The organism is Shewanella amazonensis SB2B (genome assembly GCF_000015245.1).
Lineage (GTDB): Bacteria > Pseudomonadota > Gammaproteobacteria > Enterobacterales > Shewanellaceae > Shewanella > Shewanella amazonensis.
Map to the genome: position 1 here is coordinate 1,086,057 of NC_008700.1, position 22,061 is coordinate 1,108,117.

The 22,061-nt window shown below is 51.1% G+C and carries 19 protein-coding genes and 1 other annotated feature; of the genes, 9 read left to right on the top strand and 10 right to left on the bottom strand.

The window, feature by feature from the left end; translation table 11 throughout:
• Positions 1–66: 66 nt before the first annotated feature.
• Together SAMA_RS04690 and hpf are read right to left on the bottom strand one after the other, a co-directional pair.
• A complete protein-coding gene (locus tag SAMA_RS04690; protein WP_011759015.1) occupies positions 67–2,046 on the bottom strand; it encodes a chorismate mutase in 1,980 nt (659 codons plus the stop codon).
• A gap of 35 nt (positions 2,047–2,081) precedes the next feature.
• Positions 2,082–2,207, bottom strand: a sequence feature (Phe leader region).
• A gap of 107 nt (positions 2,208–2,314) precedes the next feature.
• Complete coding sequence (gene hpf / locus SAMA_RS04695) at positions 2,315–2,671, bottom strand: ribosome hibernation-promoting factor, HPF/YfiA family (RefSeq protein ID WP_011759016.1); 357 nt, start codon at positions 2,669–2,671, stop codon at positions 2,315–2,317.
• 290 nt (positions 2,672–2,961) lie between these two features.
• Here hpf and SAMA_RS04700 point away from each other — a divergent pair, with 290 nt between their 5' ends.
• The gene (locus tag SAMA_RS04700) at positions 2,962–3,630 is read left to right on the top strand and encodes a cytochrome b/b6 domain-containing protein (RefSeq protein ID WP_011759017.1); all 669 of its coding nucleotides are present in this window, start codon (positions 2,962–2,964) and stop codon (positions 3,628–3,630) included.
• A gap of 63 nt (positions 3,631–3,693) precedes the next feature.
• Here SAMA_RS04700 and SAMA_RS04705 read toward each other — a convergent pair whose 3' ends face one another.
• The gene (locus tag SAMA_RS04705; protein WP_011759018.1) at positions 3,694–4,137 is read right to left on the bottom strand and encodes a c-type cytochrome; all 444 of its coding nucleotides are present in this window, start codon (positions 4,135–4,137) and stop codon (positions 3,694–3,696) included.
• A 185-nt stretch (positions 4,138–4,322) separates the two neighbouring features.
• Between SAMA_RS04705 and trpR the strand changes: the two genes are divergently transcribed.
• Positions 4,323–4,619, top strand: coding sequence for a trp operon repressor (trpR, locus tag SAMA_RS04710; protein ID WP_011759019.1), 297 nt, complete (start codon positions 4,323–4,325; stop codon positions 4,617–4,619).
• On the opposite strand, the gene SAMA_RS04715 is transcribed toward trpR, so the two are convergent.
• A complete protein-coding gene (locus SAMA_RS04715) occupies positions 4,620–4,997 on the bottom strand; it encodes a hypothetical protein (protein ID WP_011759020.1) in 378 nt (125 codons plus the stop codon).
• 117 nt (positions 4,998–5,114) lie between these two features.
• Positions 5,115–5,726 carry a peptidylprolyl isomerase gene (slyD, locus tag SAMA_RS04720; protein ID WP_011759021.1) on the bottom strand — a complete coding sequence of 204 codons (612 nt, stop codon included), beginning with the start codon at positions 5,724–5,726 and terminating at the stop codon, positions 5,115–5,117.
• 585 nt (positions 5,727–6,311) lie between these two features.
• Between slyD and thrA the strand changes: the two genes are divergently transcribed.
• The 6 genes from thrA (at position 6,312) to SAMA_RS04750 (ending at position 14,947) form a co-directional block, all read left to right on the top strand.
• Positions 6,312–8,777 carry a bifunctional aspartate kinase/homoserine dehydrogenase I gene (thrA, locus tag SAMA_RS04725; RefSeq protein ID WP_011759022.1) on the top strand — a complete coding sequence of 822 codons (2,466 nt, stop codon included), beginning with the start codon at positions 6,312–6,314 and terminating at the stop codon, positions 8,775–8,777.
• Entirely contained in the window at positions 8,774–9,718 is a 945-nt protein-coding gene (thrB, locus tag SAMA_RS04730; protein WP_011759023.1) for a homoserine kinase, read from the top strand. The genes thrA and thrB overlap by 4 nt, the downstream gene beginning before the upstream one ends.
• A gap of 9 nt (positions 9,719–9,727) precedes the next feature.
• On the top strand, positions 9,728–11,014 hold the full coding sequence (gene thrC, locus SAMA_RS04735; RefSeq protein WP_011759024.1) for a threonine synthase: 1,287 nt from the start codon (positions 9,728–9,730) through the stop codon (positions 11,012–11,014).
• 137 nt (positions 11,015–11,151) lie between these two features.
• On the top strand, positions 11,152–13,194 hold the full coding sequence (locus tag SAMA_RS04740) for a PAS domain-containing hybrid sensor histidine kinase/response regulator (RefSeq protein ID WP_011759025.1): 2,043 nt from the start codon (positions 11,152–11,154) through the stop codon (positions 13,192–13,194).
• Positions 13,195–13,198: 4 nt separating this feature from the next.
• Positions 13,199–14,293, top strand: coding sequence for a response regulator transcription factor (locus tag SAMA_RS04745; RefSeq protein ID WP_011759026.1), 1,095 nt, complete (start codon positions 13,199–13,201; stop codon positions 14,291–14,293).
• 114 nt (positions 14,294–14,407) lie between these two features.
• Positions 14,408–14,947 carry a hemerythrin domain-containing protein gene (locus SAMA_RS04750; protein WP_011759027.1) on the top strand — a complete coding sequence of 180 codons (540 nt, stop codon included), beginning with the start codon at positions 14,408–14,410 and terminating at the stop codon, positions 14,945–14,947.
• 57 nt (positions 14,948–15,004) lie between these two features.
• Here SAMA_RS04750 and SAMA_RS04755 read toward each other — a convergent pair whose 3' ends face one another.
• From SAMA_RS04755 to tal, 3 genes are all read right to left on the bottom strand, one after another.
• The gene (locus SAMA_RS04755) at positions 15,005–15,190 is read right to left on the bottom strand and encodes a DUF3545 family protein (RefSeq protein WP_011759028.1); all 186 of its coding nucleotides are present in this window, start codon (positions 15,188–15,190) and stop codon (positions 15,005–15,007) included.
• Positions 15,191–15,387: 197 nt separating this feature from the next.
• A complete protein-coding gene (gene pgi / locus SAMA_RS04760; RefSeq protein WP_011759029.1) occupies positions 15,388–17,025 on the bottom strand; it encodes a glucose-6-phosphate isomerase in 1,638 nt (545 codons plus the stop codon).
• A 19-nt stretch (positions 17,026–17,044) separates the two neighbouring features.
• Positions 17,045–17,998 (bottom strand): transaldolase, encoded by a 954-nt coding sequence (tal, locus tag SAMA_RS04765; protein WP_011759030.1) that lies wholly within the window; start codon positions 17,996–17,998, stop codon positions 17,045–17,047.
• On the opposite strand from tal, the gene SAMA_RS04770 reads away from it, so the two are divergent.
• The gene (locus SAMA_RS04770; RefSeq protein WP_041409686.1) at positions 17,997–18,215 is read left to right on the top strand and encodes a hypothetical protein; all 219 of its coding nucleotides are present in this window, start codon (positions 17,997–17,999) and stop codon (positions 18,213–18,215) included. The two genes, tal and SAMA_RS04770, sit on opposite strands and share 2 nt — an antisense overlap.
• Here the strand turns inward: SAMA_RS04770 and SAMA_RS04775 are convergent.
• The gene (locus SAMA_RS04775; RefSeq protein ID WP_011759031.1) at positions 18,208–19,314 is read right to left on the bottom strand and encodes an OmpA family protein; all 1,107 of its coding nucleotides are present in this window, start codon (positions 19,312–19,314) and stop codon (positions 18,208–18,210) included. The two genes, SAMA_RS04770 and SAMA_RS04775, sit on opposite strands and share 8 nt — an antisense overlap.
• A gap of 218 nt (positions 19,315–19,532) precedes the next feature.
• Positions 19,533–21,899: a phosphoketolase family protein gene (locus SAMA_RS04780; RefSeq protein WP_011759032.1), complete on the bottom strand. Its 2,367-nt coding sequence runs from the start codon at positions 21,897–21,899 to the stop codon at positions 19,533–19,535.
• Between the last annotated feature and the right edge of the window lie 162 nt (positions 21,900–22,061).

A 22,061-nucleotide genomic window follows, 5' to 3' on the forward strand; every position in this document is an offset into this window, starting at 1 on the left:
ATTGCGCTATCCGGTTAATCAAAAGGGGGCCTGTTGGCCCCTTTTGCATTACGACTCTACTATCCTTTACACAAAAAACTGCCGCAAAGTTTCACCCAAATAACTGTCAGCCATCGAGGTGTCCAGCGACACCTCAAGCAACAATCCATCGGCCCCGAGACGTTTAACCGCTTTAGCCTGACGTGGACAGGCTTCAGGGGTTACTGCATAGCTGGGGTTGACCAGCACCGGCAGATGACTTCTGGCTTTCAGCTCCACTAAGCCGGCTAAATCCAGGGTGGCAAGTGTGCTGCTCTTAAAGCTGCTGACTCCTGACTCACACAGCATCAGCTGTTGGTTACCTTCTGCCAGAATGGTATCGGCAGCGGCCAGGAGTTCGTCAATATCGGCCATGGTATTGCGTTCAAGCACCACAGGTAGATGCAGCTTACCAAGGCGTTCCAGCAGGGGCTGATTGAACATTTGCTTGCCCCTTATCAGGATAAGTTCGACCCGGGAGATGGCATGCTCAAGCTCATCTTCCCTGTTCACTGCCGCAGCGGTGATGAGGCCAAACTTTTCAGCGGCCTTGGTGCAGGCATCCAGTGCTTTGGCGGGATCTGGTCGCTCAGACAGATTATCCAGCACAAGGCCAGCAAAACCGGCCGCCTTTAGCTGCTTAAGGAAGGGTTCGAACCCTTCAAGAGTATCAGGTAACGAAAGCATCGCGAGTGCACCCGAATGACCATTGCCGATGAGCAAGGCGCCCGCTTGTACTTCGCTGACGGTTTCTTTGTACCCCAGACTATGGCGGGCAGGTACCGAATCGCCATCCCGGGCCTGTGCGGCGGCTGGCTCTGGCGCATCGGTACGGAAATGCTCGGGCTCGATTAACAGCTGGGCGTTGGATAGCTGCGTGGGTGCTACTGTTTCACAGGGGTAGCAACCCAGCACCTTAATAAAACGGGTAATGCGTTCAAGCTCTTTCAGCGCCAGTTGCATAGGGACACTGGCCAGGTTGGCGTCGATATCGAGATAAAACATTTCCTCCCAGGGCGTACCTGGGATCGGGCGGCTCTCGAGCTTGCTCATATTAAGGTTGTTGGCCTTGAGCACCAGCAAGGCTTCTACTAGGGCTCCTGGCTTTTGGCCTGTTGCCATAATGAGGGTGCATTTGGCGGGCAACTGTTCGGGCACTGCCACGGCTTTACGGGCTACTACAATAAAGCGGCTTTGGTTGACCTTTTGATTGGCGAGTCCCTTTTCGATTGCTTCCAGCTGGTACAGGCCCCCCCCTTCGGCGCTGCCGATGGCGGCGACATCCTTGCTGTCAGCAGCCTGCACCTTTTCCATGGCTTCGGCGCTGGAGGCGCAGTATTCGAGTCTAAGACCGGGGTGGCGTGCCAGATAGCGGCTGCATTGGCTGATTGGCTGCGGATGGGCATACAGGGTCTTGATATCCGATGCCTTGGTACCGGGCTTCGCAAGCAGGCAATGACCCACCTCGATGGTGGTTTCACCCACAATGGCCAGGCTGGTGTGCTGAAGCACATCATAGACTTCGTTAATGGAGCCAGAGGAAGTGTTTTCAATTGGTAGGAAACCGTAATCGGCATGTCCGGATTCCACTGCATGAACTATTTCATCGAAGCTTTGACAGCCCAGATCCACCATGTCTACCTGGCGGCGTTGACAGTATCGATTGGCGGCGAGGTATGAGTAGGAGCCTCTGGCACCCAGATAAGCAATGCAATACTGTTGTTTTTGGGTTTCCGGGTTGGCCCGGCCATGGAGATAGGCCTGCTGGTTGAGTACTGAGTCTTCGATAATGCTTTGATATAGCTGCATAACAAAGTGCGGATCCAGCCCCTGCTCGCGGCCTTTTTGTACCAGTCTCGACAACAGCTCGCGCTCGCGCTGAGTATCGCGCACGGGGCGCACATCCACTTCTTTACTGCGAGCGACTTCGAGGCTGAGCTCCCGACGCCGTGCCAGCAATTGCAGCACTGTGTTGTCGATGTCGGTGATCTGCTCCCGGGTTTCACTCAGGGGCTGTGGTTTCTCCATGCTGACCTCTGTTGGTATTAACTGCATCGCCTAAGAACAAAAAAGCCTCCCGGTGGTGGGAGGCTTTGAATTTTCACTTTCGTTTTTACACAGAAAATCCGCCTCCTCAGGGGAAGTGAATAAAAAAGAAAGTAAAAACTGCATTCACGGTAAATTTCATGGCATTAAAACTAAAGACTGCGCCCTTGAGTGTCAATCAAAAAATCTGCATATGTTGTACAAAATAAAGCGCACCCGGAGGTGCGCTTTGTCGTGTTATTGAACGGGGTCAAGCTGCGTATTCCTCCTCATAGTCGTCTTCGAAGTCAACTTCCTCGGCGGCTACCGCTTGGGTATCGGCACGTTTGGCTTCGGGTTTGTGGGTCAGGCGATTGAGCTGTTTCTCCAGCTTTTGTCCCATGGCCGTAATGGCTGCATACAGGTTTTCACTTTTCGCCTGGGCAAATAAATCTCCTTGTGGTACCCCAACAGAGGCTTCGATTTTAAAGAGGGTTTTCTCCTGGCTGATAATGATATGTGGATTGATCAGCGGAACATCGTGACGAGCGAGCTTTTCAAAGCGGCTTTCAACGCGTTCACGGATAGGAGTAGTTACTTCGAACTGTTTGCTGGTGATTTTCAACATATTGTCGAGCCTCTTTTTTGTTTCCGTGACTCCAGACTACCAAGCTGAATTCTGAAAGTCGTGAGTAAAATCACGTTTTATCAAGGCGGAAATATCGTTCGCTTCTTATTTGAACGCTTGAACCAAAAAGCCCAAAAAAGCCCCGGATTTGCTTGAATGCGCCCCAAAAGAGGCGCATATTCGAATGGATAACTCATCCCTGCTTACACTCATTTCCTTCTCTTTTCCCCTCAATTTGATTACCATCCCCATACTTTTTAAGGCTATTTCCTGTGTATGCGGAGGATGTAATGACGCACGCCAAGGTGTGGGATTTGCCCATCAGGCTGTTTCATTGGTTGATGGTGACCTTGCTCGGATTGCTCTGGTGGAGCGCCGAAACAGGCGAGATGCAATGGCATCAGGTGTTCGCCTATAGCCTGATGGCACTGCTGCTGTTCAGAGTGTTTTGGGGCTTTGTTGGCAGTGATACCGCCCGCTTTGCGCACTTTCTGCATCATCCGCTGACCGTAGTGGAATACGCCAAAAAGACAGTCAGCAAAGGCGTGAAAGGCCACCATGGTCATAATCCTCTCGGCGGCTACATGGTATTGGCGCTGCTCTTGTGTCTTGCTCTTCAGCTGATATCAGGCCTGTTTGCCACTGATGAAGTCTTTACCGAAGGGCCCCTGGTGAGCATGGTGAGCAGTGACACAGCCTCCTGGATGACCTGGCTGCACAAGCGCAATTTCGATTTGTTGTTAATCCTTGCCGCGGTACATGTATTGGCGGTGGTGTGGCATCTACTCAAAGGCGACAAACTACTGGGAGCCATGGTGACGGGCCGCAGGCACCGTGATGACATTGAAGTAAAATTAGATATCCGCTTTGCACCGCTGTGGAAAGCCGCAATTTTGTTGGTGCTCGTTGCCTTACCTATTGGCTATTTATTGCTGTGGCCAGCCATTCAGGCACTGTAACGGGTGATACTGAAATAATAAAAAAGCCTGCAGATGCAGGCTTTTTTATCAGACAACAGAAGCTTAGTCTTTTTTGTAGTTGTCGTGGCAGCCTTTACAGCTCTTGCCGGTATTCATAAATGCCGACTTGATGGCATCTTTGTCGGTGCCTTTGGCAGCCACGGCCAATTTGGCGGCATTTTCCTGGAACTCACTCATACGGCTGTCAAAGTCCGCCTGGTTTTCCCAGATTTTGCCCAGGGCGTCGGTGTTGCCTTTGTCAGAGCCGGCGATAAAACCTTCTGCAGGCAACTTGGAGAGGGCCGCTACGTTTTCGGCGCGCTTGGCAAACACGTCGGCATTGAATTCCTTCTTACCTTTGAGCATGGCGCTCATGTCACCAAACTGATAAGCAATCAAACCGAAGGCTGACTGGCGATAGTGAATGGCGTCATCGGCAGATTCAAAGTTGTTGGCGCTGGCACCAAAAGCCAGCAGGGCGCTCAGGCAAAGCAATGTCTTTTTCATTGTTATTCTTCCTTGTGGAGTGAATGGGTAAGACGCAAAGACAGTCATTGTAACCGGAAGTCGCACAAACTAAATGACGCATTTTGTTAAATTTTGTTTGGCAAACCTTCTTATGGACGTTTGTAGAGCCGACAGGGGCTTGCTACACTGCCGCACATCAATAGATCCCCGGCCGAGAGGATATTATGCGGGCATCCTGGAATTTGGTTCTGGATAAAATACTGACTCATCCCGAACGGGATGAGCTGATTACCCTGTTTCAGTTACTGCTTACAGAAGAAGAGCGCAGCGCCATCGCCGGGCGTTTGAAGGTATTCCAATTGCTGCTCGCTGGTGAATTGAGCCAGCGCCAAATAGCGGCTGAATATCAAATCAGCATTGCAACCATCACCCGTTGCTCTAATTACCTCAAGCACATGAATGAGGCTGAGCGTGCTGTGATAGCCAAATTGATAGTAACGGACCCCGCCGATATCCGCTGATTAGAACCGGCCCTGAGAGGGTAACTGGTGATCTCGATAGCTCGACCGGCTTGCGAGCACATAGAGCCCGTATGCCAGCAGCATTAACGCAGGAAAGATAAGCCAGGCACTGCCGGGTTGAGCGAGCAGGACAAAGCTGAGCGCCAGGCAAGCAAATGGCAACAGCTCATAGAGTCCCTTGGGCAAGCCACCTTTTTTTCGTTTGCGCGCCGGATCGGTGCGGCGATTGTCAGAGCGAAGGATATAGACCCGAGCCCCCACAAAAAACAGCAGTAGTCCTGCAGCCAGGGCGAGGGTGTTTTGTTGCCAAAGCAGGGTTGCAGTTGCACACAACATGCACAGGTAGGGGAGACTTTCGTAGAGTGGCTTTTTGAGCATATAAAGGTCCTTTTTTAATATCGGCAGTCCGTGCCGGGCTTTATATTAGGCCAAAAGAAAACGCCGATTCAAAAGAGATCGGCGTTTTGCATAAATTTAATAAGAAAGCGTTACAGCTTAGCCGCGACAGCCACAGCCGCCGTTACCATCACAGCCGGGTTTGGCTTCTTTCTCTGAGTCATGCTCGCAGTGACCATGGTCATGATCATGGCCGCCACAGCATCCACCTTCGTCATGATGGTGATGATGACCACCACAGCCACCGTGGGCATGGATATGACCATGGGCAACTTCTTCATCGGTCGCCAAACGTACATCTTTTACTTCAACAAAGAAGGTCAGTGACTGGCCAGCAAGTGGGTGGTTACCGTCAACTACAACGGTATTTTCAAGCACTTCAGTAACTTGCACAGGGCGCTGGCCCATTTCAGTTTCTGCAATGAAGCGCATACCGGGCACTATGTCCTGAATATCGCCAAAGGCTTCCAGTGGCACTTCCTGACGCAGGCCATCGTGGTAAGGGCCATAGGCTTGTTCACAGTCTACTGTGACTTCGAGGGTATCACCGGCCAGTTTACCTTCCAGGGCATTTTCAAGACCCGGTATCAGGTTCTCTGCACCGTGCAGGTACACCATGGGATCGGCCTCGAAGGAACTTTCAATCAGCTGGCCCTGGCTGTCGCTCAGGCGATAGTGGATGGTTACCGCACTGTTCTTGGTGATTTTCATACTGCCTCCATATTCGCAATGTGCGCGCATAATACTCTGCTTTTTATGCTCAGGCGATGATTTACATCAGTGATTGTTAACTTAGGCCACTTTTTTCTGGCTGGTCTGGATAACGTTAATCACCCGCTTAGGTGTACGTTTCGACCGAGCGAGACTCAATCAGCAAGGAATTGAAGTTAAGTATTTTTAAATCAGATAATTAGGTAATGCTTGACAAGCTTGGGTTACCTTTACGTTAAGTGGTGAAAATTAGGTGTCCAACGGATTTTCATTGGGGTATTTTCATTAACTGACATCATTGATTGCAGTATCTGAAATATTGTTGCCAATCTGTAAAAAATACTTGATTTCGGGGGTTGACAAGGATTGCCAAAAAAAGCAATTCTGTGGGCTCAGTTAAATCAGGAAGTGGATTTTTCCATGTATAAGTCAGGCGCAGTAGTAACCACTATTATTACTACCACCACCATTACCGGAGTGGGGGCGGGCTGATTTTACCCTGAAAAGAATGAACATTAAGGCCCGCTCCCCCAAAAGGAGCGGGTTTTTTGTTTCTGGGGCGAGCGAGGTAAACGGAGTAGCAAGATGAAAGTCATGAAGTTTGGGGGAACCTCGCTGGCGAACTGGCAGCGATTTGATATGGCGGCCGCTATCGTGGCCGAAGCGGCAAAAGCATCGCAAGTTGCAGCCGTGCTGTCGGCGCCAGCCACAGTGACCAACGGACTGTTGGACATGGTGGATGTTGCCGTCACTGGCGGCGACTATCAGGCAGTGCTTGGGCGGGTTGTCGGTGTGTTTGAGGCGTTGTTTGATGATGCGTGTCAACATCAGGTACCCCAATGCCGTGAACACCTGTTTGCTGCTCTTTCGGCTCAGAAGCACGCATGGCAAACGCGTCTTGAAGGTGTGGCCTTGCTGGGAGAATGCCCCGATGGCGTACGTGCTGAAATTGTGGTGGCGGGCGAGCGTCTGTCCACCGAGCTGATGGTGGCCTTGATGAACGCCCACTGGTTAAGCGCCGATAAACTCGATCCCCGGGCGCTGTTTTTAGCCCACGGCACGCCACTGGAGTCGGTGGTGGACATAGGTGTCAGCAAACCCAGATTCAAACAATTACCGCTGGACAGCAAACGGGTTTGGGTGATGCCGGGCTTCACCGCCGCCGATGACAAGGGGCGTACAGTTACGCTTGGGCGCAACGGTTCTGACTACTCGGCAGCTGTGCTTGCCGCTTGCCTCGATGCAAGCAGCTGTGAAATCTGGACTGATGTGGATGGGGTATATAACACCGATCCTCGGGTTGTAGCGGACGCCAAGTTACTGTCGCAATTGTCTTATCAGGAGGCCATGGAGCTGTCCTACTTCGGTGCCAAGGTGTTGCACCCCAAGACAATAGCGCCCATCGCCCAGTTTCACATTCCCTGCTACATCAAAAACAGCTTTAATCCCGAGGCCCCGGGTACCCTGGTGTCCAATGCGGTCGATGAAACAGGCCTGCAGGTAAAAGCAATTTCCAGCCTCGACAATCAAACTATGTTTGATGTGTCCGGTCCGGGCATGAAAGGCATGGTAGGTATGGCAAGCCGCACCCTGGGTGCCATTGCCCGCGCCGGTGTCTCTGTATCCCTTATCACCCAAAGTTCTTGCGAATACTCAATCAGCTTTTGTGTTGCAGGAAAAGATGCTGCCAAGGTGCAATCGGCGCTGGAGCAAGAGTTTGAGCTGGAGCTCAAAAGTGAGCTGCTGGAACCGCTGGAAATGCAATCCGGGCTGGCGATAGTGTCGCTTATCGGCGATGGCATGCGCACCCATAAGGGCGTAGCGGCCAAGTTTTTCTCTGCACTGGCACAGGCCAGTGTGAATATCCGGGCCATAGCTCAGGGGTCTTCCGAGCGTTCTATCTCCGCCGTGGTGGAGCAGCGCAAGGTACAAAATGCCATCGGCGCCTGTCATCAGCGCTTCTTCGATGTACAGCAGTATTTGGACGTGTTCCTGGTTGGCGCGGGTAATGTGGGGGCAGGGCTCCTTGCACAGGTGAAAAATCAGGCAGAAGCGCTCAAAGAGCAGCACATCAGCATCCGCGTCTGTGGTATCGCCAACTCCCGCAAGATGCTGCTGGATGAACGTGGTATTGACCTGGCTAACTGGCAGGGGCTGCTTAACGACAGTGAAACGGGCTGCGACCTTGGCGCCATGCTTGCCTGGGCGAAAGAAAAGCAGCTGCTCAATCCGGTGCTGGTGGACTGCACCTCGTCGGCAGCCGTGGCCGACCGCTATCTTGAGGTCATGGAAGCGGGGATGCACGTTGTGACCCCCAATAAGAAAGCCAATACCCGCGATCTGGGATACTACCGTGCTCTGCGTGAGGCTGCGCTCAGACACAGACGTCAGTTCCTGTACGAGACCAATGTCGGCGCGGGGCTGCCGGTTATCGATAACCTGAAAAAACTGCTGTGTGCCGGCGATAAACTCCATAAGTTCAATGGCATACTCTCAGGTTCTCTCTCATTTATCTTCGGTAAGCTGGAAGAGGGCATGAGTCTGTCCGAGGCAACCTCCATCGCCCGTGACAAGTGTTTTACCGAGCCGGATCCGAGGGATGATCTCTCCGGCATGGATGTGGCCCGTAAGGTGCTGATTCTTGCCCGCGAGGTGGGGATGCCACTTGAGCTTGAGGATGTGGTGGTGGACTCAGTACTGCCTGCATCTTTCGATGCCAATGGCGATGTGAGTACCTTTATGGCCAATCTTCACAAGGCGGATACAGAGATAGCCACCATGGTGGAAAATGCCCGCAGTGAGGGCAAGGTCCTGCGCTACGTGGGCCAGATTGATGAATCTGGCTGTCGGGTGAGTATTCAGGCCGTGGGTCCGGAAGCTCCACTCTTCAGCGTCAAGGGCGGCGAGAATGCGCTCGCTTTCTACAGCCGTTACTATCAACCCATTCCGTTTGTATTGCGGGGATATGGTGCGGGTACCGATGTGACTGCGGCAGGCGCTTTTGCTGACCTGCTGCGTACCCTGAACTGGACCCGCGAGGTGAGTTTATGAGTTTGACCGTGTATGCCCCGGCCTCTATGGGTAATGTGGGTGTAGGATTCGATTTGCTCGGTGCGGCGCTTGCGCCCATCGAGGGCAGTTTACTGGGTGACAGAGTGATGATTGCCGAGGCGAATGCGGGCCTGACGCTTAATACCACTGGCGCCTGGGCCCACAAGCTGCCTGCCAATCCCAGGGAGAACATCGTTTGGCAGTGTGCCGAGTTTTTCTTACAGCGTTTAGGCAAAGAAGAGCTTGGTATTGCGCTGACCCTTGAGAAGAACCTGCCGGTGGGTAGTGGTTTGGGGTCCAGTGCCAGCTCTGTGGTGGCGGCGCTCTATGCCTTGAACGAATATTTCGACAAGCCGTTCGATGAGCAGGCGCTGTTGGCGCTGATGGGCGAGTTTGAAGGCAAAATCAGCGGCTCTGTGCATTACGACAACGTGGCGCCCTGTTACCTCGGTGGTATGCAGCTGATGCTGGATTTGCCCGGGCGCATCTGCGAGTCCATCCCCAGCTTCGAGCACTGGTATTGGGTGGTGGCGTATCCGGGGATTTCACTGTCAACTGCCAAAATGCGGGCGCTGATGCCGGACAGCTATGATAAGTCCGTGGTCATCGATTTTGGTCGTCACCTGTCTGCTTTTGTGCACGCTTCTTATCGTCAGGATGAAGCCCTGGCGTTGGCGGTGCTTAAGGATGTGCTGGCCGAACCTTATCGCGCACCTGCTATTCCGGGGTATCTCGAGGCCCGAGATGCGTTGGCTGAGCTTGGTATGCTCACCAGTGGAATTTCCGGTAGCGGCCCCACGCTCTTTTCAGTTACTTCCTGCCTCGAGACAGCTGAGGCGGCCAAGGCCTGGCTGGAAGCCCATTATCTTACAGAGGGCGGTTTTGCCCACGTGTGCCGCCTGGATATGCAGGGCACCCGAGTCGTAGCGAGTGAAGGTTAAGGATACGCGATGGAATTATACAATCTTAAGCATCCCGATGAGCGGGTAAGCTTTTCTCAGGCGGTAAAGCTGGGACTGGGTAAAGACCGCGGGCTGTTTTTCCCGACTCATATTCCCAAGCTGGATGATGTTGAAACCCTGCTGACTTTACCGTTTGCGCAGCGCAGTAAAAAAATACTGGGTGCCTGGCTCGCTGATGAGTTGGGGCAAAATGTGGTGGATGCCCTGGTCGATAAAGCATTTACCTTTGAGGTGCCGCTGGTCAAGGTAGACGACACGCGTTATTGCCTGGAGCTTTTCCACGGCCCGACTCTGGCATTCAAAGACTTTGGTGCCCGCTTCATGGCCCAGTGCCTGAACGTGCTTGCCGGTGATGAACGGCTGACCATTCTCACCGCCACCTCAGGTGATACTGGGGCTGCTGTGGCCGACGCCTTCTATGGGCTCGATAAGGTGCAGGTCTGCGTGCTTTATCCAAAAGGCAAAATCAGCCTGCTGCAGGAAAAGATGTTTACTACCCTCGGCAACAACATTCACACGGTGGCGGTTGAATCCGATTTTGACGCCTGTCAGGCGCTGGTGAAACAGGCCTTTGATGATGCCGACGTCCGTGAAGGACTGCACCTTAATTCGGCTAACTCTATTAATATCAGTCGGTTGCTGGCACAGATCTGCTATTACTTCGAGGCCGTGGCTCAGTATCGCAAGAACTTTGTCGATGCACCGGTTATTGCCGTGCCCAGCGGCAACTTCGGTAATCTCACCGCTGGTTTCTTTGCCAAGGCCATGGGCCTGCCGGTGAAGCGTTTTGTGGCCGCCACCAACAGCAACGACACTGTGCCGCGTTATCTCGCCAGCGCAAACTGGCAGGTCAATCCCACAGTGGCCACCATGTCCAATGCCATGGATGTGGCAGACCCCAGCAACTGGCCTCGTGTGGAAGCCATCGCCAAGGTCATGGGGTGGTCCCTTGCTGAGATTGATGGGGTAGCACTGGACGAGCAACAAACCCGTTGTGCTTTGCTGGCATTGCAGGAAGATGGCTACTTGTCCGAACCCCACGCGGCCATTGCTGCACAAGCGCTTAAGGCCACACTAGGCAAGGACGAGCGGGGTATTTTTCTCGGTACGGCTCATCCGGCGAAGTTCAAAGATGTGGTCGACCATGAGCTGTCTCTGGACTTGCCTTTACCCCCAGAGCTTGCGGCGGTTGCTGACAAGCCGGTTCTGTCGGCCAATCTGGCGCCGGATTTTGCCGCACTCAAGACTCATTTGTTTGAAACCTTGCGTCATTGAGCTGTGTAGCATTCACAAAAGGAGGCCCAGAAGCCTCCTTTTTTATGAAAAAGATCCCGCCAGCCATTTATCTTCAGCAATTCGGTAAAGCTTGACTAAGCTTTAGGTAAATAGCTGAAGTTACGGGATTGACTGGAATGGAATCTGGTTCTGCAAACATGCTTTTTGATACCCGCCACGCATTACTTGATCCACTTTTTCTTGCCGAGCTGGGTAAGATCCAGGCTCGCTTTATTCGCGGGGAGGATGTCATATTGCCTCTGTGCCGCATATTGGCCGAACAGAGTGGTGCACAGGCCGTATTGGTGATAGATGCCTCCTCGAGCAATGCGCAAGATATGCCAGAGTCCGCAGCATGCTGGTGCCGCGACCCAGTGCGTTACCTCACCCTCTGGAAAGATGTTCGTGACTGGCCCTTCTCACATCAGGAACCCTTGGTGCATTGCTGGCATAAGTTTGTGGTGTGGCCGGTAAAACACACGGACTTGTTGATATTTTTCCATACACCTAAAGATGCCTGGTTTGGCTTTTTACTGAGTTTCAGTGATCTGCTTGCCGATATTTTGATGGGAATACTGACTCTGCATGTTGAGCATTGGCGTGAGGGTGGGGACAGGGAGACCAGAGGGGATATAGACAACATCATGTTCCGCTCCATTGTCAGAAACAGCGATGATTTCATTATGGTGGTTAAGCAGTTTCACGATGGCAACAGTGAGATTGTCTATGTCAATGCCGCAGTGACCTGCATCAGTCTCTACCCACGCAGCGAACTCAAAGGCATATCGCTGGGTAAACTGTTTCCTAAAGGTGTTCAGGCGTCCGGTAACGAGGTCGACCTTTACGACATCCTCTGCTCCGGAAAGGACTTCAATGGCGAGGTTTACTGTACCAAGGCCAATGGGGAATTGGCGATTTTACACTTACATGTCATTGCACTGGAGCAGGATAGTAAAGGCGGGCTCTATGCACTTATTGGCCGTGATTATACCGACTTCAAGGCGATGGAAAAAACCGTCAGCCGGGCGCAGAAGATGCAGGCTATTGGCCAGCTGGTTGGCGGAATTGCCCATGACTTCAATAATATTCTTGGGGTTCTTAAGGGGAATCTCGAGCTGATACAGCTAAAAAACAAAGACGAACGGTTGGAAAACTACCTGACCACAGCGCTTAAATCCTGTCAAAGGGGCACAGAACTCACCCGGCGGTTATTACAGTTTTCCCGGCAAGAACAGTTTAACGCTCAGCATTGTCAGGTGAATGAGGTGATAGAGGGCTTAAGAGATCTCTTTGCCAAATCCCTGACCAGCCAGGTGGCCTTGAATGTGCAGCTGGCCCCCTTTACCCGGGATGTGATGGTCGATAAGGGCGATTTGGAAGATGCACTGCTGAATCTGGTGATCAATGCCAAGGATGCCATGAATGGAGAGGGAGCCTTAACCATAGCCACCGGGGAATCTGAGCTTGCTGGCTTTCTGCCGGGGATTGGTGAGCGGGTATTGGTTGAGCCTAGCTGCTATGTGTGGATTTCGGTTACCGATGCAGGGCACGGTATCCCGATTCAGCTGCTTGATAAAATCTTTGAGCCTTTTTTTACTACCAAAGATAAGAGCAAGGGCACCGGTCTTGGACTCTCCATGGTCTATGGTTTTGTAAAACGATCCCGAGGCTACATGAATGTGCTGAAAACAGGGCCTCAAGGTACTGAAATTCGGCTCTGGTTTCCGGCTGTAACGATAAAACAGGCTGCCTCTGCCAAGGCTTTGGCTGCCGAAACGAGCATTCCGAGGGTGGATAGTCCTCTAAAAGCCCTGTTGGTAGACGATGAACCAGAGCTGCTTCAGGTAATGCGGGACTATTGTGAACTCATGGGCATGGAGGTTGAAACCTTCAGCGATGGCGTTACTTTTAGAAACAACTTTCAAAGTAAGGTCCTGGATGCCGGGCTACTCATTACCGATGTACTGATGCCGGGTGGCATTAATGGTTATGAATTGGCCAGCGATGTCATAGCAAAGCATCCCATGCCGGTGCTTTTGGTGTCGGGGTTTATTGAAGATATCGGTGTGAACCGATATGAGGAAATGCCGTTCAAAGTGCTTCATAAGCCGTTTGATTTGCACGCATTTGCCAATGCATTGGCCGAAGTGGGTGTCCGTTTCATGGATAGGGAGAGTTAATCAGATGGAACAACTGAAAGTGTGGATTGTGGATGACGACAATGACTACTGCCATTTGATGCGGGAAGTATTGCAGGAAGACTATGACGTGCGCCTGTTTCTGGATGCAGACTCTTATTCAAAAGCTATGGTGGCAGCCAAGCCGGACATCATCCTGATGGACATCAATTTGCCCGATGTGTCGGGAATTGAACTGTGCAAGTCGCTTCAGACCCATGGAATAGACAGCGCAGTTATTTTTGTTTCGGGAATGAATACCCTCGAAGAGCGGCTTAAAGCCTATGAAGCCGGGGGAGTTGACTTCATTGCCAAACCTTTTGAACTCAAAGAGTTGATGGCGAAAACCAATGCGGTGGCCAACTATCAGCACAAAAAAAGGGCGCTCGCTGAGGCTGAAAGCTTTTCGCGCAATATGGCATTCCAATCAATGAATGAGTCGTCCCAATACGGGGCCGTGTTGCAGTTTTTCCGTCAGTGCTTCCTGTGTCAGGACTATCAAGCGCTCGCCGATGCGTTTTTTGCCTTGATGATGCAGCTCGATTTAAAAACCTGTCTTGAGATTCGGGTGGATGAAACCCTGTACTTTGTGCCCGAGCACATGGCCATCAGCCCCATTGAAGCCAATATTTTTGAACTGCTCGATCATCAGGGGCGTTTATTTGATTTCGGCTCCCGAACCATCTGTAACGACAAGCATGTTTCCTTTTTAATCAAAAATATGCCGCTGCAAGATGAAGTGTTGTACGGTCGTTTGAGGGATGTCATCGCCGTTGTCGTTGAAGGGTTGGAAGCCCGTATTATTGATATTCAGCGTCAACAAACGCTGCAACGTGTAGTGACTGACATCAGGCGGCTGTTGGCAGGCTTGTCGGACAGCATCCATGAGAGTGATGAGCAGTTTTGCCATGCGCTGTCCAATATCACCACCGAAATTCGGGCAAGTTTTCATGTATTGGACATGACGGAGGAGCAGGAGAGCTTTTTCACCGGGTTGGTTGAGCGAAATCTGCGGGAAGCCAACTCGGCGAGCAATTCTTTTTTGCGTTTGCAAACCTCATTAAAGTCTGTTGTTGCTGTGTTAGAGCGCAATACTGCATGAGCTAAAAGCTTGATCTCTATCACGTTGGTCTTTTAGGACCCTTTGTTATAGTGGTTAAGCGTCTGACGCTTTACTAGTATTGAATAAGGCAGGCACTGGCGAGGGGAGAGGGTTATGCTCAACCGATTGATGAGGGATCACAAGCATATTGCGATATTGCTGAAGATCCTCAATAAAAAACGCATCCTACTGGAAAGCGGTGAGAGCGTTAATTTTAATCTGGTTCGCGACATTGTGGAGTATATGCAAAGCTATGCCGAGCACAGTCATCATCCTCTGGAGGATGTCATTTACGATTACTGTCTCGATAAATACCCTGATTTGCCGCGCCTGGCCAGATTGAATGAAGAGCATCAGCAGCTGGTGGCGTCGTCAGCCTCTTTAATGTCGACCTTGAACCTTATTCTTAATGACGTGGTGGTTGCGAAAGAGAAGCTGATTGGCGATCTATCCGGTTATGTCAGTGCACAGGAAGCACATATGCTGTTTGAGGAGCGAGAGCTTTTTCCCATTCTGGCAAACGATCTTAAGGATGAAGATTGGCATGAAATCAATGAACGTTGTTTGAACAAATTGATGGATGACCCTCTATTCAGCGATGATGATAACCAACTGTTTGATGAGCTACGAAATTACCTGTCACTGTCAGATTGACAGCGATAGTGGACAATAAAAAAGAGCGCTTGAGCGCTCTTTTTTACAACAGGAGGGTTAGTCCATCAGTGAATCAATGTCGTAAGCGAGATTGGAGTCAATATCCTGCAGTTCCTTCAGCAGGCGATGCTTATCCTTCAGCGCCTCGATTTCCCTCCACTTGCGTTTTTTGTTGGAGCCTTTAGAGCGACCTGGTCTTTCTACGACTTCATCTAGCGCACTACCATAATCTAAACGATCCATGGCAACCTCCTGTTGTTGTATGTTTTCTCAGCAACTAAATACCACACATCACAAACAGGGTGCAAGAATAATGTTTCAATTGTGTTAAGCAAAAATGAAACTTGGATGATCTTCGTAGAAGATTAAATAACCGACTGAATTTAAATAAAAAGGCCGATAAATTATCGGCCTTTGATTATTAAAGAGAAAACATCTGACTAAATTTGTCCTTTGCGGAACAAATTAATGAGCGCGTTACTGGAGGAGTCCAGTGCGCTGGCATCCTCATCGGCGGTCAGGCGCGCCAGCACGTCATTGCCCAGCGTTTTTCCCAGCTCCACGCCCCACTGGTCGAAAGAGTTAATATCCCAAATCACACCCTGAACAAAGGTTCTGTGCTCGTACAGCGCTATCAGTGCACCCAATGTGGAAGGTGTCAGTTTGTCCATCAGCAGGGTGTTGCTCGGCTTGTTACCCTCCATAACCTTATGACGGGCGATAAGACTCTTCTCATCATCACTGAGATTGCTTGCTGCAAGTTCAGCCAAGGCTTCTTCGTAGGTGCGCCCCTGCATCAAAGCCTGGGTTTGTCCGAAGCAATTGGATGCAAGCTGCACATGATGTTCACCCAGCGGATTATGACTTTGTAGCGGCATAATGAAGTCGGCAGGAATGAGTGCAGTGCCCTGATGTAACAACTGGTGATAGGCATGCTGACCATTGGTACCTTCACCGCCCCAGATAACCGGGCCAGTGCTGAAATCCACGGTTTCGCCATCCATCATGGCAGACTTGCCGTTACTTTCCATGTCAAGCTGCTGGAAGTAAGCGGGCAAACCTCGCAGGTAGTGGTCATAGGTGAGCACTACGTGTGACTGGGCATTGAAAAAGTTGCCATACCACACCGACAGCAGACCCATAATCACCGGCATGTTCTCAGCCAGCGGCGCCGAGGTGAAGTGTTCGTCCATACTGCGGGCACCGGCGAGCAGCGCCCGGTAGTTATCCATGCCAACCATCAGTGCAATAGGCAGACCAATGGCAGACCAGAGTGAGTAGCGACCACCAACCCAGTCCCACATTGGGAAGACATTGGCTTCATCGATACCGAAATCAGTCGCCTTGGCCACGTTGGAGGTCACAGCGGCAAAGTGTTTGGCTACATCAGCCTGAGAAGCACCGCTTTGCAGGAACCAGTCGCGGGCACTCAGGGTATTGGTGAGGGTTTCCTGAGTGCCAAACGACTTGGATGACATCAGGAACAGAGTTGTTTCCGGGTCGACCAGCTTGAGCTTTTCAACCAGCGAGGTGGCATCCACGTTGGCAACAAAGTGACAGTTCAGCTTGCCTGTCCAGTATGGACGCAGCGCCTGGGTGACAATTTTGGGCCCGAGGAATGAGCCGCCAATACCTATGCTGACAATATCGGTGATAGCTTTACCCGTGTAACCGCGCCATTCGCCAGAGGTAATTGAGGCAACGAAGGATTCAATTTTATCCAGAGTAGCATGGACTTCCGGCACCACATTGACACCATCCACTTCAACTACAGCATCATTTGGCGCACGCAGTGCGGTGTGCAGTACGGCACGCTTTTCAGTGGTGTTGATAATATCACCGGCGAACATGGCGTTGATGCGGGCTTCTAGCTGAGCTTGCTTTGCCAAATCGAACAAGGCACCCAGCACGACTTCTGTTACGCGGTTTTTGGAGTAATCCAGAAACAGACCACAGGCTTTCAGCGACATTTTGTCGAAACGTGCGCTGTCAGTCGCAAAAAGTTCACGCATATGAGGCAGTTTGTTGGAATATTCTTTCAGTTTCTGCCATTCAGGAGTATTGGTCACTCGACTCATTCGTTGCTTCCCCGCGTTATCAGGCCAGTTTAGCCTTGAGCATCTCTTCCAGTTTGCCTTGATCGATGGCGAAGTTACGGATCCCTTCGGCCAGCTTTTCAACTGCCATGGCATCCTGGTTCATCTCCCAGCGGAATTCGGCTTCGCTCATTACAGGACCCGGTGCAACAGTGTCGGTCGTCGGTGTCAATTTACGTACCACAGGGGTGTTGCTGGCGGCCATTTCTTCGAGCAATGACGGGCCAATGGTCAGGCGGTCACAACCAGCCAGCTCAATGATTTCACCAGTGTTACGGAAGCTTGCGCCCATCACCACAGTCTTGTAACCGTGGCGCTTATAGTAGTTGTAGATATCAGTTACTGATACAACGCCCGGGTCTTCACTGGCGCGGTAATCTTTGCCGGTAGACTTCTTGTACCAGTCGAGAATGCGGCCAACGAAAGGTGAAATCAGAAATACACCGGCTTCGGCGCAGGCGCGAGCCTGGGCAAAGCTGAACAGCAGCGTGAGGTTACAGTTGATGCCTTCGGCCTCAAGCTCTTTAGCGGCACAGATACCTTCCCATGTGGAAGCCAGTTTGATCAGGATGCGGCTCTTATCGATACCGGCTTCCTGATACAGACGGATAAGCTTATGGGCCTTGGCGATAGAAGCTGTTTTATCGAAAGACAGACGGGCATCGACTTCAGTGGAGATGCGGCCGGGAACCAGTTTCAGGATTTCCAGACCTATGTTGACAGCCAGTTTATCGGCAGCGTCTTCAATTTGGGTTTCAAGATTGTCACTCTGGGTTTTGGCCCAGGCAATGGCATTATCGATAAGGCCTGAATATTCAGGGATTTGCGCTGCTTTCAGGATCAATGAAGGGTTGGTGGTGGCATCTTCAGGCTGAGAGCGTTTGATGGCTTCGATATCGCCGGTATCAGCGACTATGGTGGTAAAGGATTTGAGTTGCTCTAAGGTATTGGCCATGGATCTTGTCCTTTTCGAAATGCTGCCGGAGCGCCGGGTTTATAGACTCAATATTAGAAGCGATTTTGCGCTTTTTTCCAACCGCACTATGAAAAAAAATTACAAAATAGACTTAAAATTTCGAAATGAGTCAGGCAAGGTCTTTAAATTGGATTATACAAAGAAAAAAGCCACTGCAGGCAGTGGCTTTATCAGTGACAAATCACAGATTACTTGAGTACTGGTACCTTTTCAGAACCAGTCACAACCGCTTCAACACGGCGGTTAGCCGCATGAGCCTCAGCTGTGTTGCCATCCATTACCGGACGGGTGATACCATAACCCTTGGCGGTCACACGGTTGGCACTGATGCCATACTTCTCAACCAGCAGCTTGGCTGCGGCATTGGCGCGCTTCTCAGACAGGGTCATGTTGTAGTCTGGGTTACCGACGTTGGAAGCGTGGCCACCGATTTCAACGGTTGAACCTGGGTGTTGGTTCATGTAGTTTGCCAACTTCTCAACAGACTCGTAGGAAGATGGATTGATAACAGACGAGTTGTTGGCAAAGCGCAGTGAGCCCAGGTTGTGGGTGGTCACATCGTCTTTGTAAACTGTACAGCCGTATGCATCAACCTTGTGGTCGGCAGGTGTGGCTGGGCACTTGTCCAGATCATCATTTACACCGTCGTTATCTGAATCAACAGGTGCAACAACCACGGGGGCGGCAACGACAGGAGCTGCCTTGCTGCCGAAGCGATAGCTCAGCTCCAGACCCCAATAGTTGCTTTCCATTTCCAGCGTGTTCCACTTCTCTTCGTCGAGATTTTCGTAACGACGATATTTGGCAGACAGCTTCAGGTTATCGGTGAAGTTATAACCGATACCAGCACCTACGAATGGCGCAATACCGCTGTCGCTGTAGTAGTTAGAGCCCCAGCGTTTGTTGTTGTACACCAGGTAGTTCATGGCACCGGCTTCAGCCGACAGGCTCCACTTGCTCGCAAATGGCCAGAACGCGACCAAGCCCAGGGTGGTGCCCTTGGCGCCTACGTCATTCAGGTTGTTGGCGTAGTCAGTCCACTCGGCGCGGCCCAGGTCACGGTAACCCAGCTCGACACCAAAGTAGTCATTAAACAGGTAGCCAGCGAATACGTCCCAAGCATAAGGACTGTCTTCACCACAGGAACGCATGGTTTTTTGGTCACAGGCTGGCTCATAGTTGTTGATACCAACACCGCCACCCACATACCAGGGGCTCATGCCTTCATCAGACGCCATGACGCCGAAAGGCAGGGCCGACGCGAGCAGTGCAATTTTCAATGAGTTTTTCATCATAATTCTCCAAGTCCATTGTTTGATGATGTCCACCATAATGCTCTTTGGGATGTTGGAGCATAGCTTGCACTTCGTGTGGTGTTCCCTTTGTGTTTTAGCAAGCCACACATATTATCGGTGCTAAATAATTGAATTTCTACAGTACAAAGTTCCTTTTAATTAAAAAATAAAAAGACACCCACGAGGGGCGTCTTATAATTCACAGAATTATAACAATTTTAACGGGTCCACACCCAATTTTCGATGTGAATCGGATCTACGCCATTGGCCTTAATATAATTCTTATGGTCAACCAAACGTTGCAGCATATCTGTGGTGATGGCCACATGTTGGGTTTCATCGATAATCCCTTGCTGGAACAATTTATAGGCCATATCGATTACCAGGTGATAGCGTGAAGTGCCATTTCGCACGCCCATATCGAATGGTGTGGTTGTGGAACCTTCCTCTTCATAGCCCTTAATGCGGAATCTGTGGCTACCTTTGTAATCGAATACCAGTTTCTTGATGGTGTTTGGATAACCGTGGTAGTTGAACACCACGCCTTTATCTTTGGTAAAGATTTCGTCCATCATCCAGGGCTTTTGCTGGAACTTACGACTGCCAAGGCCATTGGAGTTGAGTTCAGACACACTTACGAAGCGTAAACGTACCCGTGGCAGCAATTCGCGAATCAGTACCAATGAAGCCATACACTCCTGGGTGGCGTAGTCACCACAGCCCGCCAGTACCACATCCGGGTTGTCATCAGAGGCAAAGTCCCAAATCATCAGACCATCTTTGGCTTGGCGACGGGCTTCATCCAGGGTCAACCATTGAGGCAGCTCTTTCTTACCTGCAACAATGATGTTCAATTTGTCGCGGTCAGCATACGCACGCTCGGTATAAACCAGAGTGCTGTTGGCATCGGCTGGCAGATAGGCAGAAATGATCTCTGGGTGTTTTTCCAGCATGGCACCGAGGAAGCTGGGGTTCTGGTGCGAATAACCGTTGTGATCCTGACGCTCAAGCAGAGAAGAAAGTACGACGTTGCAGGATGGCAGTGGCTTACGGAAATGGACGCCCTGGCTTGCGTAAACGTATTTACAGTATTGGTCCGCCATTGAAGAGACCACCTGCGAGAAGGCCTCATAGGTTGGGAACATACCGTGACGACCCGTTACCGTGTATCCGTGCATCATACCAAACAGCAGGTTTTCAGACAGCAGCTCCAACACGCGGCCGTCGCGGCTCATGTCCTGGTCCCAACTTTCGATAGGCCACTGCCACGCGCGATCGGTTTCTTCAAATACGGCTTGCAGCTGGTTGGAGTATGTTTCATCCGGACTGAAGATGCGCAGATTGCGCTGATCGCGGTTCAGTTTGAAGGCTTCACGCATCCACTCGCCCATTTTATTCATGGAGTAGCCACGATGACCACGTGGTACTTCTGCGCCGTAAGCCAACTTGGTCAGATCGGGGTTGGTCAGTGCACGGACTACTTCGCCACCATAGGACAGGCGTTGACGACCACAGCAGAGTTCTTTGGGCGGGATAAGTGACTTGATATCGGGGTCAAACTGGAGTTCGCCCTGTTCTGTCACGCTGCAAAGCTCTGCAAATCCATAGCTTGCCAGCCAGTTATCCAAGGCTTCGAGGTGGCCTTTATCTGTGGCGCACTTATTGACGATAACCTGGTGCGATTCACAGTTACCTTCAAGTTTCTTACCCTTGTCTTCGGCTACACCAGTCCAACCTTTGGCGGTGCGCATCAGGATCACCGGCCAGCGTGGCTTACAAACGTCTTCACCATTTCGGGCACGGGTTTGGATGTCATTAATCATCTCATAGGAGAGATCCATGGCCTTGACCATTTGCTCATAGACATCTTCTTCCAGCTGATCGTCCACAATGATGGGGTGATAACCCAGACCGCGGAATTCAAGATCCAGTTCTTCGTGGCTCATACGACCCATGCGGGTTGGGCCTGAGATCTTGTACCCGTTAATGTGCACGATTGGCAGTACAGCGCCGCAAGTGGCTGGGTTGACCAGGCGGTTGGCGTACCAGGACGCGGCCAGGGGGCCGGTCTCGGACTCACCGTCCCCAACGAGCACGGTGGCAATCAGATCGGGGTTGTCCAGCACGGCACCAAAACCTACAGACAAGGAATAACCCAGCTCACCACCCTCCAGAATTTGTCCTGGCGCTTCTGGGTTGGCATGTGAAGGATAACCGTAGGCGGCTGAAAATTTCTTACAGATATCTTCGATGCCGGTTTCATTGTACGGAATGGTTTCGGGGTAGAAGTGACTCAGTGAGCCTTCAATAAACAGGTTTGCCTGAACAGCAGGGAAGCCATGGCCTGGGCCAACTAAATAGAGGAAGGGGCGCTTGTGTTTTACGATGAGACGGTTGACGTTGGCATAAACAAAATTGATGCCGGGACAGGTACCCCAGTGACCGAGCAGTCTGGGTTTGATATCTCCGTGAACCAGTGGTCGCTTGTGTAACACATTCTGCTTGAGATAAATCTGTGAGGTGGCTAGAAAGTTAGTGGCCCGCACAAATTTCTTCAGTGCGGTAATCTCGTGCTGTTGAGTCATAATAAGCCTCTCGATGCTTAAAATGGTTAAGTGGAATCTGCTTCTTGGTGAGTACTATATTTGTAAATTTATTACAAAAATGTGCCCCACATCCAAATTCGCAAAGTTGATCTCACTAATGTTCACATCTTGTATAGCTATGTTTTGTTTGTTAATCGACTT

Excerpts from the sequence above, each read along its gene's own strand:
- thrB (WP_011759023.1), top strand. The coding sequence starts at position 8,774 with ATGAGTTTGACCGTGTATGCCCCGGCCTCTATGGGTAATGTGGGTGTA.
- SAMA_RS04755 (WP_011759028.1), bottom strand. The coding sequence starts at position 15,190 with ATGGATCGTTTAGATTATGGTAGTGCGCTAGATGAAGTCGTAGAAAGA.
- pgi (WP_011759029.1), bottom strand. The coding sequence starts at position 17,025 with ATGAGTCGAGTGACCAATACTCCTGAATGGCAGAAACTGAAAGAATAT.
- SAMA_RS04690 (WP_011759015.1), bottom strand. The coding sequence starts at position 2,046 with ATGGAGAAACCACAGCCCCTGAGTGAAACCCGGGAGCAGATCACCGAC.
- SAMA_RS04750 (WP_011759027.1), top strand. The coding sequence starts at position 14,408 with ATGCTCAACCGATTGATGAGGGATCACAAGCATATTGCGATATTGCTG.
- SAMA_RS04740 (WP_011759025.1), top strand. The coding sequence starts at position 11,152 with ATGGAATCTGGTTCTGCAAACATGCTTTTTGATACCCGCCACGCATTA.
- SAMA_RS04715 (WP_011759020.1), bottom strand. The coding sequence starts at position 4,997 with ATGCTCAAAAAGCCACTCTACGAAAGTCTCCCCTACCTGTGCATGTTG.
- thrA (WP_011759022.1), top strand. The coding sequence starts at position 6,312 with ATGAAAGTCATGAAGTTTGGGGGAACCTCGCTGGCGAACTGGCAGCGA.
- SAMA_RS04775 (WP_011759031.1), bottom strand. The coding sequence starts at position 19,314 with ATGATGAAAAACTCATTGAAAATTGCACTGCTCGCGTCGGCCCTGCCT.
- tal (WP_011759030.1), bottom strand. The coding sequence starts at position 17,998 with ATGGCCAATACCTTAGAGCAACTCAAATCCTTTACCACCATAGTCGCT.
- slyD (WP_011759021.1), bottom strand. The coding sequence starts at position 5,726 with ATGAAAATCACCAAGAACAGTGCGGTAACCATCCACTATCGCCTGAGC.
- thrC (WP_011759024.1), top strand. The coding sequence starts at position 9,728 with ATGGAATTATACAATCTTAAGCATCCCGATGAGCGGGTAAGCTTTTCT.
- hpf (WP_011759016.1), bottom strand. The coding sequence starts at position 2,671 with ATGTTGAAAATCACCAGCAAACAGTTCGAAGTAACTACTCCTATCCGT.
- SAMA_RS04745 (WP_011759026.1), top strand. The coding sequence starts at position 13,199 with ATGGAACAACTGAAAGTGTGGATTGTGGATGACGACAATGACTACTGC.
- SAMA_RS04780 (WP_011759032.1), bottom strand. The coding sequence starts at position 21,899 with ATGACTCAACAGCACGAGATTACCGCACTGAAGAAATTTGTGCGGGCC.
- SAMA_RS04770 (WP_041409686.1), top strand. The coding sequence starts at position 17,997 with ATGGATCTTGTCCTTTTCGAAATGCTGCCGGAGCGCCGGGTTTATAGA.
- SAMA_RS04700 (WP_011759017.1), top strand. The coding sequence starts at position 2,962 with ATGACGCACGCCAAGGTGTGGGATTTGCCCATCAGGCTGTTTCATTGG.
- trpR (WP_011759019.1), top strand. The coding sequence starts at position 4,323 with ATGCGGGCATCCTGGAATTTGGTTCTGGATAAAATACTGACTCATCCC.
- SAMA_RS04705 (WP_011759018.1), bottom strand. The coding sequence starts at position 4,137 with ATGAAAAAGACATTGCTTTGCCTGAGCGCCCTGCTGGCTTTTGGTGCC.